The sequence below is a fragment of the bacterium genome, from assembly GCA_004322275.1.
In the GTDB taxonomy this organism is placed as follows: domain Bacteria; phylum Desulfobacterota; class Deferrisomatia; order Deferrisomatales; family BM512; genus SCTA01.
Genome location: SCTA01000024.1, coordinates 1 through 18,493, shown reverse-complemented (window position 1 = coordinate 18,493; position 18,493 = coordinate 1). Strand labels below are relative to the sequence as shown.

Sequence of the window (18,493 nt, the reverse complement as noted above, 5' to 3'; positions counted from 1 at the left end):
CGGCTTCGTGACGTTTATTCTTCACGCCAGGACTCTCTTTCGACCGTATGGATGGAGGGAACGTAAGGACCTATTCCCATGCCCGGCAACGTTTTCAGACTGGTGTCGTAGGTGATTATGTAGTTAGGCGAGGTGACCATGGCCGGATTGAAGGGGAAATCCGCGATTTCGCTGAACCAGGGGCTCGCGAGCGAACCGGTGAAGGTGAGGTCGATTCCCGCCCAGTTCTCGATCTTCCTCGGGAGGTCTTCCACACCCTCCGCTTCGGTGGCCGACCCGCCGGTCATGTAATCGTAGCGCCCGGCGATTATTGCGGCGTTGTACCTTGTCTGCGAGGCGTTGGTTACGCCCGCTACGGCCGGGGGATAATGGAGTTCTCCCCACGAGTTGGAGATGAAGGTTACGGCGTCGGCGACTATCACGCAGGGCTGGCTGCCGACCGAGTTGAAGTCGCCCTCGACGTAGACCGGGTTGGGGGTGGCTATAATCGTTGGAACCTTGAGGGTGGCGTTGCCCTGAATATCGGCGGTGTCGGTGCGGACCCTTCCCCCTTGGGAGCCGATAATCTTTATCGCCGATATGGAAAAGGCGTTGGGCGTTTTTGCCGCATAGATGAGGAGGGATCTGCCGGTGAGATTGAGCCCCATGCTGACGAGGTAGTCCTCGTACCAGTGCTGGAGGCGCTGGAGGTCGATTACGATGAACTCCACCGGTTTTGTTTCCCGGGGGTCGTTGGCTTCGAGGATCGTCGGGTAGTCCTTGTTCATCAGGATCCCGGCGTCATCCAGATACGTAACATGAATTGGCAGGGTGTGGTCCTCAAGGGGCTGGTGCTCCTTGGAGTAGATTATCGTCCTCGCGACGAAGTTCGCGTCGATGCCGGATTCGTCGGGGTTTACCCTCGCCTCGTCCCAGGTGTTGAGGGCCATAAGCGCCCCCGTCGAATCGAGGTAACCCTCCACCTCGTTCGCGAACGACACGGGAACGGAGCCGTTGACGCTGAAGAGTACGTTGAGCGCCCCGCCGTCGTCGTTTATCTGGAAGGTATCGACGAGGGGGTCCGCAGGGACCGAGGCGTCTTTATCTGCCCGAAGTTCAAAGATTCCACCCCGGTCCAGAATCCCGCTTCCCGGCGCTCTCAATCTGTCCACGCCCACCCGGAGGGCGGAATCGGTTTCCACCATGAATTCGTTTTCGTACTGGCCCCTGTTCAGGCGGGTTATGGACTGGGCGATTGCTTTTTCGCCAATGACGGGGACGGTGATTTCGAGGGTGCCTCCGCCCGCGGCGGAGTCGGAGTTGTCCTGCTGTATGGCCATGTGATATTCGACCGAACCCGTGGCCGTGAGGGCGTTTGAGCCCCTGTTTTGATCGAAGCCGAAGAGGATGCCGTTTTGGGGGGCGAGGTAGATTCTGCCGTTCGCATGCACCCTGCCGCCGTTCACCGTAAGCTGCGCCGCCGCCTGCGGACGCCAGTTCATGTGGCCTTCGTAAAAGGCGAGGTACTGGGTCAGCGGGCGGGTGAGCACCCGTATCGTCTCGCGAACCGTCGCGCTGTCGGTAGTGTTGACGCCCGTCGCGAAAGCCTCGATCTCATACTGGCGCGCCATGTTGTCCATCACCATCCCGTTTTCATTGGTGGGAAAGGAGACGTTGGCGGTCTGATCGATGCCCACGGGCTGGGGCGTCCAGGAGACGCGGTAGGTGAGGGCGTAGCCGTTGAAATTCGAGCCGTCGAAGCCGTGAGCGCCCGTGGTTACGTCCACCGGCGGGTCGGCCGGATCGGGGGGGATGAAGTTCCCCGTGGAGTTGTAGGAATCCATTATCTGGAGGATAGCCGCGTTGCGCGCCGCCTCGGCGGCGTAGAAAGCCTGTTTGCCGCTCTTCTGGTTGCCGACGGTGCTGGTGTCCATGGTGGAGCTGAGAATCGAGCCCGCCCCCAGCAGGGAGAGTATCGCCAGTATCAGGAGCCCCGTAACGAGGACTATTCCACGCTTGTCAGAGAGCCGCATCGCTATTGCCTCCTGTGGACGACGGTGTCCAGGGTCACGTCTCTTTTTTTGCCGTACCTGTCCGTCCAGGATGTGATCACGGTGATTCTGGCAAGATCGAATCTGGGAGGCAGGTTCGGATCCGGCTCAAGATTTATCGGCTGTACCCGCTGGATTCTTTCGACCTGGAATGCCGCTGCGCCGCCCATGCCCGGAACGTCTATGACCTCTTTCAGGCCGTATATCCCGTCGCCGTCGTCCACGTCGTCGTGGGCGCCGTCGTCGTAGAGGACCGGGAAGACGAGGTTCGCGTCCCAGGGGGCGGTGACGGGGACGCCGCCGTTGTCGCCGGAAAGGAGGCCGTGTACTATGAAACTGGCGGGAGAGCCGCCCGAAACGTCCCGCAGGGAGGTGAAATTACCGCTGGCGGAGATCAGGTAATCGAAATCGAGAGTCGAATAGGTGTCGGCCCGGTCGCTGCGGGCGTAGGAGGTGAGATGCTCCATCTTCTCCTGCCCTATTACCGTGGCCTGGCTCAGCATGTTGTTGAAGGTGTTTGCGTTGACGTAGACGAGAGTCATCTGGACGATGGCTAAAAGGCCTATCGCAAGGATGACCATCGTCACCAGAACTTCGATGAGGGTGAAGCCCTTGCGTCCCATCAGTACTCCTTCCAGACCGAGCCGTCGTATTTGAACCGGCGGACCATTCCGGCCCGAAGGACCTGGACCGCTTTTGTCCTGTCGGAACGCGAGTTCGTCAGGTCCCCGGAGGGAATCAGATAGATTTGCCCGCTCCGGTTGCTGAGGCCGTTTTGCAGAAAGGTTATGGAGGGATAGACCTCCGAGCCCCCCGGCACCCCGAAGGCCGCCGCGGCGCTCTCTTCCGAGACGGGGGCGTCGGCGGGAACCCCCGTACCCGATATCCTTCCGATGGAGACTCCAGCGAAGGTCGGCACGCCGGAGCTTCCCTCGAAAGAGAGGGTGTTTATGGTGGTAAGGGAGTCGTCGGCGTTTATCTGGGCGAGGACGACGGTTTGCGCGACGGTATCGACGGTGACGATCTGGGGCAGATTTTTCGATATCGCCCGCATTCGCGCCAGCTGCATTTCCGAGGCGACGACCTTGGAGGCGTTGTCTACGCGGTACTTCGGTATGTAAAGATTGAGGGCCGGGACCGCGATGACCCCGATGACGGCGATAATTGCTACCGTCACCATAAGTTCAACGAGGCTAAAGCCCCCTTGTCTGTTCCCGCTGGCTCTCATGTTCATCCCCGGCCGTCCGCTGTTGAATCAGCGCCTGCCCGTTAAGATACGTCATCGTGTTTTATAAACGCCCGGTCAAAACGCACCGTCTTAATCCTGTAATGTATTACAAAAGCGCGAATAATGCCAGTTTATGAGCTTTCTCCCATATAGGCCTGGCGCAGCACCTCCGAGGGAGTGGTCATCCCCGAAAGCACTTTTCCCACTCCCGCTTCCATTAGCGTAAGCATCCCCTCCGAACGGCCGATCGCCTCAATCTCCTGTGTGGAGGCCCGCAGGTGGATGGCGTCCGCCACCGCCCTCGAAACCCCCAGTATCTCAAAGATGCCTGTCCTTCCGAGGTATCCCGTGCGCCTGCACCGGGGGCACCCCTCGCCGGCGAGAATCTGCGTGTCCCCAGGGAGGCACAGCAGCCTGGCCTCGTCGGGATCGATCAATCTATTTACTGCGCAATTGTTGCAAGGGGTACGCACAAGTCTTTGAGCCATCACCCCAAGGAGGGTGGAGGAAAGCAAAAAGGGCTCCACCTCCATGTCCAGAAGCCTGTTTATCGCCCCCGGAGCGTCGTTGGTGTGGAGGGTCGAGAGGACCAGATGGCCGGTGAGGGCGGCCTGAATCGCCATCTTCGCGGTTTCGGCGTCGCGTATCTCGCCGACCATTATAATGTCCGGGTCCTGCCGAAGGAGGGTCCGCAGCGCATTGGCGAAGGAGAGGCCTATGTGGCTTTGCACCCCTACCTGGTTGAATTCAGGGCAGATGTTTTCTATAGGGTCTTCGACGGTGGAGACGTTGTAAGCCTCCGTCGATATCTTTTTCAGGGCGGTGTAAAGGGTTGTCGTTTTGCCGGAGCCGGTGGGGCCGGTGACCAGAAATATCCCGTGGGGCCTCGCGAGAAACCCTTCGACGAGTTCGAGCTCCCTCCCGGCGAGGCCGAGTTCCGAGAGATCCTTGTCCAGAAGGATCGGATCGAAAATCCTCAGCACGGCTTTCTCCCCGAAAGCCACCGGAAGGGTGGAGACGCGAAGTTCCACGGAGGTCTGTCCGTGTTGGGCCTTTATCCTGCCGTCCTGCGGGAGGCGCTTTTCGGCTATGTCCATCCGGGCGAGGGTTTTTATCCTCGAAACTATCCCCGAGTGAACCCTTCTGGAAAAGGTATGTACGGTGTGGAGGACGCCGTCTATGCGGAGCCGCACGACGCACTGCTCCCTTTTGGGTTCGATGTGTATGTCGCTGGCTCGCTGGTCGAAGGCGTAGCGGAGCAGATGGTCCACGGCGCGGACGATGTGGCTGTCGCTGACGTCCACGTCCGATTCCGAACGCATCGAAAAGAACTGCTCCAGGTTCTGGATGTCCGGAAGCTGCGAGAGATCCTTTTCCGCTGCGGCAACCGAGGTCTTGAAGCCGTAAATCTCGCGTATGAGATGAAGAATCTCGCCCGCGGGGGCCATGAAGATGCGCACCCTTTTCCCGAGCCGGGCCCTTATTATGTGCAGGGCCTCGAAATCCGTCGGATTGGCCATGGCGACGGGAGCCGGGTCTATTTTCGGATCGAGTACGAGGGAGGCGTGCTTGAAAGCGAACGCCCTGGGAAGGGATTTGACTATCGCCTCGCTGTCGAGCTTGAGGGGGTCTATGTGTATCGTGGGGACGCTTAGCTTTTCGGCGATAGCCTCGACTATTTCAGTCGGTTCCAGAGGCTCGTTTTCGCGAAAGGGCGGGGAGAACTCAAAGGAATGAATGAGAGTCGCGGGATCGTCCGCCTCGACCTCCGAACTCTGGGCGGCTATCTTCGCGCGCTGGATTTTCGATCTCTCGAAGATGTAGCGCGCCTGCTTCTCGGTCAGAAGATTTTTCTCAAAGCAGGCCGCCAACGCCATTTCGAGGTTCAGCGAAGTATGTATGCGCTTTTTGTCCTTCACGTCCTTCACGTCCTTCACGGTCTTTCTCCTTGAGCCGGACGCGGGTTTTTGATAAAAATCCCTCTGGAAAGCCGCGTCGGCGCGGCCAGGGGATCAGCTCCGGGAAGTGATGCCAAAGATTGGATAACGGTTTTCAACACAAGTTTAAAATATATCCAAAAAAGGTTAATCCCAAGGCGTTTGAAATATTTATCGGCCAATTCGCCGATTATCTCAAGTTATCTTTGAGCGAAGGGAAGAAAGTTTGAAGTATCGCCCTATAGTTGGATTGGCGCTGGCTTTCTTCGCGGCGGGCTGCTCGGTCTCGGCTTTGCCGGACGCCGAAACCTTCCTGCGTCAGGAGCCTTCTCCTTTTGCTGTCGCCCCGCGCGATAAGGCTTCGATTCATGCTCCCGTCGCGGAACCCGCCGCACCGCCCGCACCCCTCGCAGTCGAAGAAACCTCCGTGACGACTCCGCCCCCGGCCGAAGTTCCGTCCCCCTCAGCTTCCGGCACGGTTTCGCCTGAAGTTTCCGAACAGGCGGTCAATGAAGAGGATGCTTCCCCTTCAACCCCTGCGACGGCTTCTCCGGCGGAGGAAAATAAGGATATTACTTCAGACTCCGGTGAAGCGTGCGATGCCGGACTTCCCGTTAACAGCGAGACGGAAGCCCGCCTTCAGGCTGTAGACAAAGCCGTGTCGGAGCTTTCGGATCCCTCGCTGGATGAGGCGGCTGTCGCCGGGGAAGAGGTTTCCGGGGCCATAACCGAAGAAGACCTCCCCTTTGTCGAACCCGAGGAGGGGGCGCCTCCCGGACTGGTGGTGGACGACATCGAGGCCGTTCCCCCCGGCGCGGCCTGGCTTGTCCCCGACAGAGAGCCGATAAAATCCGTTCTACGCGAATTCACAGGCCCTTACCACAAGACCATGCAGAAGATACTCAATCGCTCGGGGAAACATCTGCCCTCGATAAGCCGGATTCTGCGTGAAGAGGGGCTGCCGGGAGAGCTGGCTATCGTCGCGATGGTCGAGAGCAGCTTCGTCCTCAACGCGAAATCTCCCTCCGGCGCCGGGGGGCTCTGGCAGTTCATACCCTCTACGGGAAAGCTCTACGGGCTCAAGGTGGACTGGTGGGTAGACCAGAGGATGGACCCCGAGCTCTCCACCAGGGCGGCGGCCAGACACCTAAAAGACCTCTACGCCAAGTTCGGCGACTGGGAGCTTGCCATAGCCGCCTACAACGCCGGGTCGGGAACAATCTCCCGCGCGCTGGACAGGTGCCGCAAGAAGGATTTCTGGGGCATAGCGGCCTCGGGACGCCTGAGAAGGGAAACCGTAAGGTACGTGCCCAAGCTGTACGCCTTTTTGCTCATCTCCAGCGATCCGGCGCACTACGGCTTCGTCAACGCTCTGGAGCCGGAGTACACGTTCGACACCGTAACGGTGGACGCGGCGGTGGACTTCGCTACGATAGCGGCGAAGAGCGGCGTTGACAAAAAACTGCTGGAGCAGCTAAATCCCGCTCTTCTCAGGGGATGTACTCCCCCTAAAACCTCCGGCTATCCCCTTCGCGTTCCTCCTGGCAGCGCAGAGGCCGTCAGCGCTGCAATCGCGGGTCTCGGCGAGGAGGAAAAACTGGTCTTCGAGTCCTACGCGGTAAGGCAGGGAGATACGTTTGAGAAGATAGCCGGTAAATTCGGCACGACAGTAACGGCTCTCCTCGATTTAAACAGGATGGACGCCCCCAAAAAGCTGAAAAGAGGCTCGAAGATAGCGGTTTCCTGCGCTCCCGGAATGATTGCTTCAGTAGAGAAAATCAGCCGCGAGGAAGGGGAGCGCCTTACCCACAAAGTCCGCCGGGGCGATACAGTCTGGGGCATCGCCAGGGATTTCGGGGTCACTGCCAAAGAGATAGTCGCCTGGAATTCTCTCGGCAAAAAAGCTTCGATAAAGCCTGGCGACACTCTGGTGGTATCGAAACCCGGCTTCGCGGAGGAGTACGCCTCCCGCGGCTCCCAGATTTACACCGTGACAAGAGGCGACACAATTTCCTCTATCGCCAAATCAAAGGGGGTGTCGATACGCAATCTGCTCCTGTGGAACTCACTGGAATCCGATTCCGTAATCAGGCCCGGCGATACCCTGCGGCTCGGCCCCGAAGCCAATTAAAAAACCTTGAAGTCGTTGACAAGGTTTCATGGTTGGGATAAAACCATCTGAGCTTTGCTCCGGGGAAGACAAGCGTCAAGAGCGGATGCGGGCAATACCTTCTATTGATTATATTTACCCTTTCGGGAAGGGAATTTTTTGCAAATCTTTTCACGTTCGGCGGGTTCCGGCCAAATTTGCGTGAAAACCGGTGGTGTCCCTGACTGTGGACGGCCAAGCGGGTGCATTTCCTTCCGTTTAATGGCGCCAGCCGCCGTTGCCGTCCTTTGCTTTTTTGCCCCCGGACTGGTTTTTGCCGCCGAATACACCGCCGAGGCCACCTACACAAAAGAAGGCGACAGGAAGGCGGACGAGAGCGGGTCTGTCTTCGACGAGAAGGAAACCCGAAAGTTCACCTTCGGCTACGACCACAAAACCTCTTACGACTTTAATGTAAAACTCGGGTATGAACTGAGCCGGGCGTTTGAGGACAAGGAAGAGGATTTTGACACTCTGACCACCGATCACAGCGTCAAGGGAGAGGCGAAGGCCACCTGGTGGTCAGCGGCGAGCGAATGGTCGCAGTCAATCACCGAATCCGACGACCCCGAAACGGACACGGAGATCGACACCACCCTCAAGTTCGAGGCGAAGGCCGAGCCCAAAAACGATATCCTTCCCGATGCCGCCTTCACCTACGAGCGCAGCGACGAAACCGTCGACAAGGCCTACGAAGGCGCCTTTGAATACAAACTTCTCAAAGACCTTGTCGAATTTAGCCTTGACGCCAAAAAAGACACCTCCACTCCCCGCAGTCCTGAAGAAGACAAAACCGACGACCGCTCCTTCGCGGCCACCGCAAAATTCAAAACCGACCTGGGCGACGCCTGGAAGTTCGACGCCGAGGCAAAGCATCAGCGCGACCAGGGATTGACCCTCGACAGCGACGACCGCCTTCTCGACAAGTCCGACACGCTTACCAACGAGGCCAAGGCCAAGCTGGAGTTCAAGACCATCGAATGGGTGGATTTCGCCGTCACCCAGGAAAATAAATGGGACAAGGATTTCATGGTCGAAGAGCCCACCGAGGTGAGCCGCAAGTGGGAAGGGGAGGTGAAGGTAAGCCCAAAACCCAGCGAATTCATCGACGTTAAGGCGGACTACGTTTACACGCTGGAAAACAAAGAGGGGACCGACGCGGATACGACCACCACCTCACAGGGCGCCGGAGCCGAGCTGACCTACAAGCCCCTGGATATTGTGAGTCTGCTTTTTTCTTACGACTGGACCTACGACCACGAAAGTCCGGAAGACGAAAGCAGCATAAGAAAACGCAAGGACGAGTACAAGCTGGAGAGCGAGTGGAAGGTCTGGGAAGACCAGATCAAATTCAAGGCGACGCGCAATTTCTCCTACGAGTGGGAAAACGGCGATAGAACCAACACGGATGTCGTCTGGGATTTCGAGGGCAACCTCGAGCTTAAAGACATTCCCGGACTGGAACTGAAACCCGTCTACACGGTCAGCGCCGACTCCGGAAAAGAAAGCAAGTGGGAAGTAGCGGCCAAATATACGATTGAACTGGGTGACGTTACAAAGTTTTCAGTTGACCACAAATACTCCAGAACGGCCACCTATCCCGAGGAAGAGGTCAACTTCATAAAGCGCGAGGACGATACGAAGTTTGCGCTGGAGTTGAAGGATTTTTTCAAGAACATGACAGCCAAGGCCGAGTACGGGCATAAGGCGTCCGACGAGAGCGAGGACGACGCCCCCCCCGAATTCGAGTATACCCTTGACCTGTCTTACGGCTGGAAAGCGCTCGGCATTTACGATTTCGCCGTCGATCACGGCTACACAAGAAACTCCACCTCCGAGGACAAGAAATCCTATGACGTTTCACTGTCTTTTCCCATCTACAGGGATCACCTGAAATTCAAGTTCGAATATGGATTTGAAACGCAGATAGAGGGGGAAAAGAACGATTCCGAAAGCTATCTTGTTGAGGTAAGTGGCAAATTTTGATAATCTCTTGTTTTGTTGCCTGATATGGAGGCCGGACCCCTGCGACTCGAGAGGGTTTCCGGGATATAAGGAGGAACATAATATGCGGACTTTGTGGGCGGGGCTTATCGTGCTTGCGCTGCTGGCTACGGGCTGTTCCGGGTTGCAGGTGCAGACCTATTCAAAACCCGTTACTCCCGAGCCGGTTTACACCGGGATAAAGAGAGTAGCCGTACTGCCTTTCGACTCTCTGGCTGAGGGCGCCGTCGGGCCAAAGCACGCTGAGTTGATGCTGGTGCAGGAGCTCCTCTCCAAGGGGATCTTTGAAAGCATCGAGGAGCCGCGCTACGTGGCCGGCCTGATGAAGAAGCTCAAGCTCCGGAACACTGAATCCCTCGACAGGGAAATAGTCCGGAAGATCGGCGAAGAGCTTCAGGTTGACGCGGTCCTTTGCGGCGGCCTCATGCTCAACGGCGAAGAGGAGAAGTCCACCAGCGTGGAATTCTCGATGTTCCTCGACATGCTGGTCGTCGAAACCGGGGATCTCGTATGGTCGTCGAGGGCCTTTATCCATTCAAACACCACCGTGGCCGAGGTCTTCGGCCTCAGCGAGGGGCCCTCGGTCAACGAGCTTGCCCAGCGGGGAGTCATTCAGCTCTCCGACGAACTGGCCGTCCACCTGACCGACAACCGCGAACTGGAACTCGAACAGATATTCGAGCAGCAGAAGGAAGAGACCAAGATGGCCACGGAAGAGGCCAAGGATATTGAAGCGGAAAAGACCCAGGAAGCTGACGAGGGTAACGCCGAGGAAATCCTGCTCAAGGTCAAGCCCAAGTAAGCTGTGACGCTACGGGCGGCTACGTGGTTTATACTTATACTACTACTACTTCTGGCGGGCGGCGCATCCGCCGCCTCAAAGCCGGTATATGAATTAAGGAAGGTCTACGGGGAGCACGGCGAGGGCAGAAACGAGCTGGAAAGCCCCGCCGGACTGGCGATATCTGAAAAGGGCATACTTGCGGTAGCCGACGACAAGCGAAACGCGGTAGTGCTCTTCGACGAGGATGGGCGCTGGCAAAGGACGATAGGCGCTGAGAAGGGCCGCTCGGGAAGGGTATTCGACACCCCTCGTTGGCTTTGCTTTGACCGCCGGGAGAGAATCTGGCTCTCCGATACAGGCAACGACAGGCTTGTCGTGCTTGAAAAAGACGGCTCCATTCAGATGACCCCGGGAAGCCACGGCTTCGGGAAAGGGGACTTCCGTTCACCCGGCTCCGTGGCCGCCTCCGGTACCGGCAGGATTTACGTTGTCGATTCCGGCAACCGCAGGATAGAGATCTTTTCCAACCGGGGCGAGTATCTCGACAAGTGGTCGCCGGGTGATGTCTCCCTCAAGGGGCATTTCCAGAGGCCCAAAGCCATAGCGTTTTCTCCGGTTGACGACGGTTCCGTCTGGGTGGTGGAGGAGGGCTCCGGCGTCATAAGCCGATTCGATCTCGACGGTAACTGGAAGGCGTCCGTGGACGTAGAAAAGGTTGTGGAACGGAAGGTCAGCCTCTCGGGCATTGGGGTTGACGGCCGTTTCGGGTGGGTTTTTCTGCTGGACGCAGCCTCCGGCACCGTTCTTGCGCTGAACGCCGACGGCGCCCTGCAGACGGAGGTGAAACCGGAAGCGAACGTAAAACCCGTGGCTGTCGCAGTAAACGACCACAGGGACATATTCCTGGCGGATGCGGGGAAACAGCGCGTTTTGTATTACGAGCGCAAATAAATTATAATGGATTGCGGCACTCCATAAGCCGTTTTGCCTCAAGAAGGAAATTGCCTTTCAAGGGGCGCGGGAGAGGAAGATGGGTATGCGGAAGATGAAATTCATGGTTCTGGCAGCGGTAATGTTTTTTTCGGGGGCTATGATCGCCACCGCCGCAGACCAGGCGATGACGCCACTTGACATCCCTACGCTTCAGGGGGTCGAGGCCCTGAAACCGGGCGCGGACGCTCCCGATTTCGACGTGAAGGATACCGCCGGAAAGCCGTTCCATTTCTCCGGAAAGGATTCCAAGGGGTCGCTGCTCGTTTTCTGGTCGCTGTTCTGCGAGCCCTGCCGCGAAGAGATGCCTCTTATCCAAAGCCTCTTCGACCGCTACAAGGACAAGGGACTCAGAGTCCTTTCGGTCGCCCTTGACGGCGACGACATGGGCAAGAGCATAACCCAGTTCGCGAAGGAAAAGGGCTATACCTTCACCCTCCTTCTTGACAAGGAAAACGAAGACGGTTCGCTCGTGGTTTCGGATGCCTACTTCATCCCCGGAACGCCGACGCTGTACATTGTGAGCCCCGAAGGGAAGATAGTTTTTTCCAGGGTAGGCAGGGTCGGCGAGGAAGAACTGGAAAAGGCGATCACAGAAACTCTGGGAAAATAAATGCTTCCCCGAAAGAGCAGCCGTAGCGGGGGGTTTCGCGCCGGCGTAGCCGCTTTGGTTCTGGCTTTGTTCTTTTGCGCCGCAACCTCCTGCGCCGCAGCCGATACCGGCGCAAAAATCGAGTCTTTCAAGGGGTGGACTTACACCAACGACGAGTTCTCCCTCGATCCCTACCTCGGCAAGGTCCCCATCGTACTCGATTTCGGCTCCATTTACTGTTCGACCTGCGTTCAATCCATACCCCACCTGATAGTCCTCCAGGAGCAGTACGGTTCAAAGGTCAAAATCGTCGGCGTAAACCTGGACACTTCCGGCATCGGCCGGGTAAAGAAGTTCTTTTCCGCCTTCAGCGGCGCCCTCAATTTTCCGATACTGCTCGATAAAAGCCTCGCCATAGCAAACCAGTTCAACGTAATCACCCTGCCCACCTACATCATAATCGACAAAGACGGCAAGATCGTGTCCACCATAGTCGGTTACGATGAGGAAAACCGGGCGAAGATGGATTCGATCATCGACAAGGTCATAAAGGGTGAATCCCTCGCTGCGGCGGAAACGAAGGTGGGCTCGGAAATAGCGGTTCTTTCGCCGAGTAATTTCACGATGACCTACCAGTCAAACATGTGGGTCGTCGGGTCCGCAAACGGAAACAAGGGGCCTTTTACAGTCAAGCTGAACGGCGGTTCGCCGAAGACCGCGAAGATAAACGGCGATTCCTTTCAGGTCAGAATCCCGCTCTGTTACGGCTCGAATTTCATTGAGGTAAGCTACCCTAAAGGGGATGTAACCGGTACCCAGGCTGTGGTGCTCTTCAGAGACCCGCGAATGGGCGAGGGCTCGGGGGTAAACTTTCCCGAGTACAAGCTCCACATGCCGGAAAAGGAAAAAGTCTGCGCCGGCTGCCATGAGATGGCGCCGAACCCGGAGGAGGCCAAGGCGGGCATGTCGACCTCCTGCCAGACCTGCCACGGCTACCAGACAGAGGAAAAGTTCGTCCACGGTCCCATACCGGTGGGCGGTTGCCCCGCCTGTCACGATTTCAATTCAAAACCCCACCGCTACACGCTTACCGACGAGGGGTCCGAGCTTTGCTTCACCTGCCACGGCGACGTAAAAGCCAAGTTTCAGCGTGATACCGTCCACGGGCCGGTCGCAATGGGGCTTTGCGCGGTTTGCCACAATCCCCACAGCGCGCCCTACAAGTTCCAGCTTAGGGCCTCGCAGGCCTCGCTTTGCATAAGCTGCCACGAGGATATGAGGGAGAAGGTAGGCAAGTTCGTCGTGCATAAACCGGTCGCACAGGAACAGTGCACGAACTGCCACGATCCCCACTCCTCGGACAACCCTGAATATTTCCTTGTAGGGTCGGGCGAGAAACTCTGCTTCAAGTGCCACACCCAGGACAAGATGGCCCGCCACTCTCATCCGACCAGCGGCCCTCCGCCGGCGAAAATCGACGGAATGCCGCTCGACAAGAAGGGCGAGCTGAACTGCAAATCCTGCCACGATCCCCATGCTTCGGACGAAGCAAGGCTGACGACCTTCAAGGGCGGCTGCAACGGCTGTCACGACGCTCTGAAAAAAGCCCTCGCCCCTCCGCCGCCGCCACCGCCCGCCGAAGGCGAAGCCGGAGCGGCCACGGGGAATGCCTCCGAACAGGATGTGTCAGGCGCGGGTGAAGACGGCCAGACCGGCGACGAAGAGGTCACGGACGACTCTCAGGCTGACGAAGAGGAAGCCGCCGCCGAAGAAGAGCAGCAGCAGAGAGCCAAGCCCAAGCCTCCCCCCAGAAGAAGGCGCTAAAGAAACGGATGGCTTGCCGCGGGCGTCACTGTCCGGCCCCTGAAAAAAAATACGTAAATCCCCTGCCCGCCGTCGATATCGTGATTTTCAGCGGGGGCGGAATAGTACTCGTAAAGAGGAAAAATCCGCCTTACGGCTGGGCGCTTCCAGGAGGGTTCGTCGAATCGGGCGAGACCCTTGAAGCTGCGGCCGCGCGGGAGGCCTTCGAGGAGACCGGCCTTAAGGTCACCCTCAAAGAGCAGTTTCACACCTATTCGGATCCCGAAAGGGATCCGCGCCGCCACACAATCTCAACGGTATTTCTGGCAGAAGCGAAGGGAACTCCCGCCGGCGCGGACGACGCGCTCGAAGCCCGCGTCTTTCCCTGGAGCGAGCTTCCCGCTCCGCTGTGTTTCGATCATGGCAAGATTCTGGGGGATGTTAAGAGATACCTTGAAAGCGGTAAAAGGCCCGTCTGATACCGGCGCATCCTTTCCGCCCCCGGCGTCGTCATGTCCTCGCTGGTGTCCAGTGCGGCTAGTGACTTCCGGAAATGAGGACGTCGATTCGCCCGAGCCGATAGAAGCGAAGAGCCGGAATAGCCAGGCTCTCTTCGGGCGATGAGCGACAACGCGGCTCGGGATGAAGCGGCGGACAAATCGGAAGGGACTAGCCGCATAGGACACTGTTAGGTTCGCCGTAGCGCTGCTACTGTCTCACCCTCTCGCTGCGGGATTCCTTGCCGGGAACGGAAAGCCGCGCCGGTGTGCTCTAAAGGCTGCGGCTGCTTCCTCCCCGAAAGTTGCGGCGTGGGAAGGTTTTATAAAAGTCCGGCAAACTATTTCGGCGAAGGGCAAGGAGTCCACAGGGCGCGTGGTCGCAGGCAGTAGCGGAACTACGCCAAGACCCGCGCCCGAGAAACGACGCAGCCATTCGCCGAAAGAGGAAGCCGGGTCCCTAATGCACTTTCCTCATGCAACAGTCTTCATACGGAAGCCCCGAACCGCACAGGCAGTTTGACTGTTCGCGCTGGGAAGGGAAGAGCGCCCTGCCGTTATCTTTGTCTTCGCGGTCCCTCGTCTCCCTTTCTTCCTCCCAGTATTCCTGACGCCTCTGCCGTTCTTCCGGGTCGTAAAAGGAAAGCCAGTCCCGTTCGTAAAATTCCAGGTCGTTGTTGTCCGAGGAGAGGAACTCGTCCACCTCCCAGTCGTAGAAGGACCCCTCGTAGCTGGCTATTTCGTCGCGCCGGAGAGCCTCTTCCCTGCCGAACTTTTTTAAAATGCGGGAGTGCCTCTTTGAACGGAAGTCCAGGAGCACGTTTGCCGCCGTCTGCCTGAAGGGAAGCGGTTCCGTTTCGTTTTCCACGATCTTGGCGGCGAAATCCAGAACCCCCGGAAGCAGGAGCTTGTCGCGGATGCCGATTGCCGCGAGTCCGGAAAGGGCGATCGACCTCGCCCCCCAGCCCGCCGAAAAATCCTGCGCCACCGCGAGCAGGTGTCCGTAAGCCGGGCGTCCCACTTTTCCGAAAATGGAAGGCAGGTCCTCGGTGACCCACTCGTTGTCGAAGGCGTCCGCCCATCGTAGCGCGCCCAAAAGGCCGGGCAGGGTGTCGGTCGACTCGAAAGAGCCCAGAATGTAGGTAGCGTGGACGACCGCCCACCACTCCGGCATGGGGCGCGTCCAGGAATTCTTGTCCGCGGCGATATGATTCAGAAGAGGGATCATCCTCTGTCCGCGTTCCAGAAATTCGTCTACGGCGTCATGCGAAAGCGAATCGCCGGAGATGAAGAGAAGTTCTATCAGTTCGCCGTCGGTGAGAGCTTTGAAATTTGATATCCCGGTCTGGTTCATTTAAATCCGGCCCGCAGGCTTTTGAAGTTTTGAGAGAGCCTCTCCCATCCTGCGAATACCCTCGATGATGGAATTTTCGGAGGTGGCGTAGGAGAGGCGAATGTTTTCGGGTGCGCCGAAGGGTTCGCCGGGCACTACCGCTATCCTCGCCTCTTCCAGGAGGTAGGAGGCGACGTCCATCGAGTCCTTCAGCACCGAGCCCTTGTTCAGATAGCCGTAAAAGGAGCTTACAAAGGGAAAGGCGTAGAAGGCTCCCGCCGGCGAGGCGCAGGTAACGCCGGGGATGGCGTTGAGCTTCTCGACCACGATCTTTCGCCTTTTGTCGAAGACCTCCCTCATCTCCCCGACGCAGGACTGGTCGCCGGTGAGAGCCTCGATGGCCCCGGCCTGTGCGAAGCTGGTCGGGTTCGAGGTGGCCTGCCCCTGTATCTTGTCCAGAGCCCCCATGAGCTGCGCAGGACCGGCGGCGAATCCGATTCTCCACCCGGTCATGGCGTAGCTTTTGGAGACGCCGTTTACGATGACGGTGCGGTCGCGAAGGGAGGGCTCGACCTCCAGGATGGAGGCGAACTTCTCGCCGTCGTAGACCAGCTTGTGGTAGATGTCGTCGCTGACGATTATTATGTCCCTGCCCTTTAGCACTGCGGCAAGCCCCGCGAGTTTTTCCGGGGTGTACATGGTGCCGGATGGGTTGGAGGGGCTGTTTAGTATTATAGCCTTCGTCTTTTTGGTAATCGCCTTTTCAAGCTGATCGGGGGTGAGCAAAAACCCCTCTTTCGCGCTTGCCGTAACGATTACCGGCGTTCCTTCCGCCAGAGAGACTTGCTCGGGGTAGCTCACCCAGAAGGGCGAGGGAATTATCACCTCGTCGCCGGGGTCGATTATCGACATGAATATGTTGTAGAGGGTGTGCTTCGCGCCGCAGGAAGCGAAGACCTCCGCAGGGGAGTAATCGAGCCCGTACTCCCGCTTCATGTAGGCGATTATCGCCTTTTTCAGGGCGGGGGAGCCGCCGACGGGGGTGTAGTGGGTGTCTCCCGCTTCGAGCGCCTTGATCGCGGCTTTGACTATGTGGGCCGGAGTCGCGAAATCCGGCTCTCCGACGCCGAAATCGATAACGTCGATTCCTTCGGCCTTCAGCTGCTTGGCTTTTGCCGCGATTGCAAGGGTGGCGGAGGGTTGCAGGCTCTGTACTCTTTTGCTGAGTTGCACTTTAATACCCCTTAAAAATGTTGTTACGAGTAAAAACTGTTGCGAGCCCAGTCTTCTTCGTCGCGTGCTCGCTCGAAGCTTCGCCTAACGCCCGGTTATGTCTCGCTTCTCGCTACGCGTCTCCTCGAATCCGGGGCTTCTCTCGACGTTTTTAAACAGCCGCTTGCTTTGACGCGTATTTTGCCTTCATCGCCTCAACCACCTGAGGCGGCGCCAGATCCTTGATGCAGGCGCCGAGGCTGAAAATCTCCTTCACGATGCGTGAGCTGACGTAGGAGTAATCCTCCCTGGCGGCCAGAAAAAAAGTCTCGGCCCCTTCGTACATCCTCCGGTTCATGAGAGCCATCTGAAATTCGTACTCGAAATCGGAGACGGCGCGAAGCCCCCTTATTACGACGTGAATCGAATTGGCGTGAAGGTATTTTACCAGCAGGCCGTCGAAGGTATCGACCTCGACCTTGGGGTTGTCCTTGAAAATATCGCGGATGAGGTCGAGCCTCTCCTCAAGGGTGAAGAGGTTGTTCTTCTCCGAGTTTACCGCAATCAGCACGATAACCTTGTCGAAGACCTGCGCGCCCCGGAGGATGATGTCCATGTGGCCGTTCGTAATGGGGTCGAAACTTCCGGGATAGACGGCGATAGAATCTTTCACGGCTCCCTCCGGAGAGATGTTTTTTCGGTAGACTTTTATACTGCCAGGTCACGTCTGTGTAAAGCGAAAGACTTTACCCCTGCGCGGAGGTTGACACAATCCTCCCTGACGTGGTAGAGACGAATTGACGCTTGGATCCGTAAAAGGACCGGGACGCATGGAATTCTAACCGCTAAACCCTGCCGCAGTCAAAACCGCGTGCAGGGTGGTTTATTGCGCGCCCCGTCAAAAGACAGGCGCGTTTTTTCGTTCAGGGGCAAAGCATAGGGATGATCACAATCACCACCGCCTCCGCCATGCGCGAATACTCGCGCGCGGCGAAAAGCGAGGGCAAGAAAATCGGCTTCGTGCCGACGATGGGGTTTCTCCACGAGGGGCACCTCTCCCTCGTTTCAATGGCCCGGAAGGAATGCGAGACGGTCGTCCTCTCGATCTTCGTGAACCCCATCCAGTTCGGGCCGAAGGAAGACCTCTCCCGTTACCCCAGAGACATGGAGCGGGACGAAAGACTATGCCGCGAGGCGGGGGTGGACGCGATCTTCGCTCCGTTGGCCGGGGATATGTACCCCGAGGGATTTCAGACAACCGTAAGCGTGGGAGAGATTTCAACCCCCCTTTGCGGGGCCAGCCGTCCCGGCCACTTCGACGGCGTAGCCACTGTGGTGCTGAAACTTTTCAACATAGTCGAGCCGGACGCGGGTTTTTTCGGGCAGAAGGATTTCCAGCAGCTTCTGGTTATAGAGACGATGGCCCGCGACCTGAATCTCTCTGCGAGAATAGCCGGAGCGCCGATTGTGCGCGAGCCCGGCGGCCTTGCCATGAGCAGCAGGAATGTCTACCTTTCGGCAGAAGAACGGGAGATTGCGCTATCGCTGAACCGTTCCCTCTCGTGGGCCGAAGAGGTTGCGAAAACCTCCGTCGCGGAGGCGGGAAAGATAGTCGAAGGGGTGAGGGGGCGGCTGGAGGAGGCCGGGGTGCGCGTGGATTACGTCGAGCTTCGGGACCCGAAGAACCTCAAGGCGGTTGAAAACACCTCCGGCGGGGCGCTGCTCGCTCTGGCCGGGTTCGTTGGAAAGACAAGACTGATAGACAACCGGATAATCGGAAAGTAAGGGCTTGTCCGTAAATAGGCCTTTCGGAGATCGCGCCGGATTTTGAGAGCGATTTTGTCGCGAAGACTGAGCAAAACCGCAGGCGTAGTTGTTCTACGGCGAGGTTTTGCGATTGATGAGCGGCAAAAGCGGGCCAAAAGCCGGATGCG

15 protein-coding genes are annotated in these 18,493 nt (G+C 57.9%); 8 read left to right on the top strand and 7 right to left on the bottom strand.

Annotation, left to right across the window (positions count from 1 at the left end; genetic code table 11):
• Nucleotides 1–14: 14 nt before the first annotated feature.
• From EPN96_07810 to EPN96_07795, 4 genes are all read right to left on the bottom strand, one after another.
• Nucleotides 15–2,012 carry a hypothetical protein gene (locus tag EPN96_07810; GenBank protein ID TAL16830.1) on the bottom strand — a complete coding sequence of 666 codons (1,998 nt, stop codon included), beginning with the start codon at nt 2,010–2,012 and terminating at the stop codon, nt 15–17.
• Nucleotides 2,013–2,014: 2 nt separating this feature from the next.
• Entirely contained in the window at nt 2,015–2,653 is a 639-nt protein-coding gene (locus tag EPN96_07805) for a prepilin-type N-terminal cleavage/methylation domain-containing protein (GenBank protein TAL16829.1), read from the bottom strand.
• A complete protein-coding gene (locus EPN96_07800; protein ID TAL16828.1) occupies nt 2,653–3,258 on the bottom strand; it encodes a prepilin-type N-terminal cleavage/methylation domain-containing protein in 606 nt (201 codons plus the stop codon). The genes EPN96_07805 and EPN96_07800 overlap by 1 nt, the downstream gene beginning before the upstream one ends.
• A gap of 131 nt (nt 3,259–3,389) precedes the next feature.
• The gene (locus EPN96_07795; GenBank protein TAL16827.1) at nt 3,390–5,195 is read right to left on the bottom strand and encodes a type II/IV secretion system protein; all 1,806 of its coding nucleotides are present in this window, start codon (nt 5,193–5,195) and stop codon (nt 3,390–3,392) included.
• 226 nt (nt 5,196–5,421) lie between these two features.
• Here EPN96_07795 and EPN96_07790 point away from each other — a divergent pair, with 226 nt between their 5' ends.
• From EPN96_07790 to EPN96_07760, 7 genes are all read left to right on the top strand, one after another.
• Nucleotides 5,422–7,326, top strand: coding sequence for a LysM peptidoglycan-binding domain-containing protein (locus tag EPN96_07790; GenBank protein TAL16826.1), 1,905 nt, complete (start codon nt 5,422–5,424; stop codon nt 7,324–7,326).
• Nucleotides 7,327–7,566: 240 nt separating this feature from the next.
• Nucleotides 7,567–9,330, top strand: a complete 1,764-nt coding sequence (locus EPN96_07785; GenBank protein TAL16825.1) for a hypothetical protein — start codon at nt 7,567–7,569, stop codon at nt 9,328–9,330.
• Nucleotides 9,331–9,412: 82 nt separating this feature from the next.
• Complete coding sequence (locus EPN96_07780) at nt 9,413–10,150, top strand: hypothetical protein (protein ID TAL16824.1); 738 nt, start codon at nt 9,413–9,415, stop codon at nt 10,148–10,150.
• 3 nt (nt 10,151–10,153) lie between these two features.
• A complete protein-coding gene (locus EPN96_07775; GenBank protein TAL16823.1) occupies nt 10,154–11,083 on the top strand; it encodes a hypothetical protein in 930 nt (309 codons plus the stop codon).
• 79 nt (nt 11,084–11,162) lie between these two features.
• Nucleotides 11,163–11,735: a TlpA family protein disulfide reductase gene (locus tag EPN96_07770; GenBank protein TAL16822.1), complete on the top strand. Its 573-nt coding sequence runs from the start codon at nt 11,163–11,165 to the stop codon at nt 11,733–11,735.
• Nucleotides 11,736–13,538 carry a redoxin domain-containing protein gene (locus tag EPN96_07765; GenBank protein TAL16821.1) on the top strand — a complete coding sequence of 601 codons (1,803 nt, stop codon included), beginning with the start codon at nt 11,736–11,738 and terminating at the stop codon, nt 13,536–13,538.
• Nucleotides 13,539–13,546: 8 nt separating this feature from the next.
• Nucleotides 13,547–13,996, top strand: a complete 450-nt coding sequence (locus tag EPN96_07760) for an NUDIX hydrolase (protein TAL16820.1) — start codon at nt 13,547–13,549, stop codon at nt 13,994–13,996.
• Nucleotides 13,997–14,474: 478 nt separating this feature from the next.
• Here the strand turns inward: EPN96_07760 and EPN96_07755 are convergent, their stop codons facing one another.
• From EPN96_07755 to EPN96_07745, 3 genes are all read right to left on the bottom strand, one after another.
• Nucleotides 14,475–15,368 carry an SEC-C domain-containing protein gene (locus EPN96_07755; GenBank protein ID TAL16819.1) on the bottom strand — a complete coding sequence of 298 codons (894 nt, stop codon included), beginning with the start codon at nt 15,366–15,368 and terminating at the stop codon, nt 14,475–14,477.
• Nucleotides 15,369–16,580, bottom strand: a complete 1,212-nt coding sequence (locus tag EPN96_07750) for a pyridoxal phosphate-dependent aminotransferase (protein TAL16818.1) — start codon at nt 16,578–16,580, stop codon at nt 15,369–15,371. It abuts the gene before it with no gap.
• Between the two features lie 151 nt (nt 16,581–16,731).
• Nucleotides 16,732–17,232 carry a pantetheine-phosphate adenylyltransferase gene (locus EPN96_07745; protein TAL16817.1) on the bottom strand — a complete coding sequence of 167 codons (501 nt, stop codon included), beginning with the start codon at nt 17,230–17,232 and terminating at the stop codon, nt 16,732–16,734.
• 269 nt (nt 17,233–17,501) lie between these two features.
• Here EPN96_07745 and EPN96_07740 point away from each other — a divergent pair, with 269 nt between their 5' ends.
• On the top strand, nt 17,502–18,344 hold the full coding sequence (locus EPN96_07740; protein TAL16816.1) for a pantoate--beta-alanine ligase: 843 nt from the start codon (nt 17,502–17,504) through the stop codon (nt 18,342–18,344).
• The last annotated feature ends 149 nt before the right edge of the window (nt 18,345–18,493 follow it).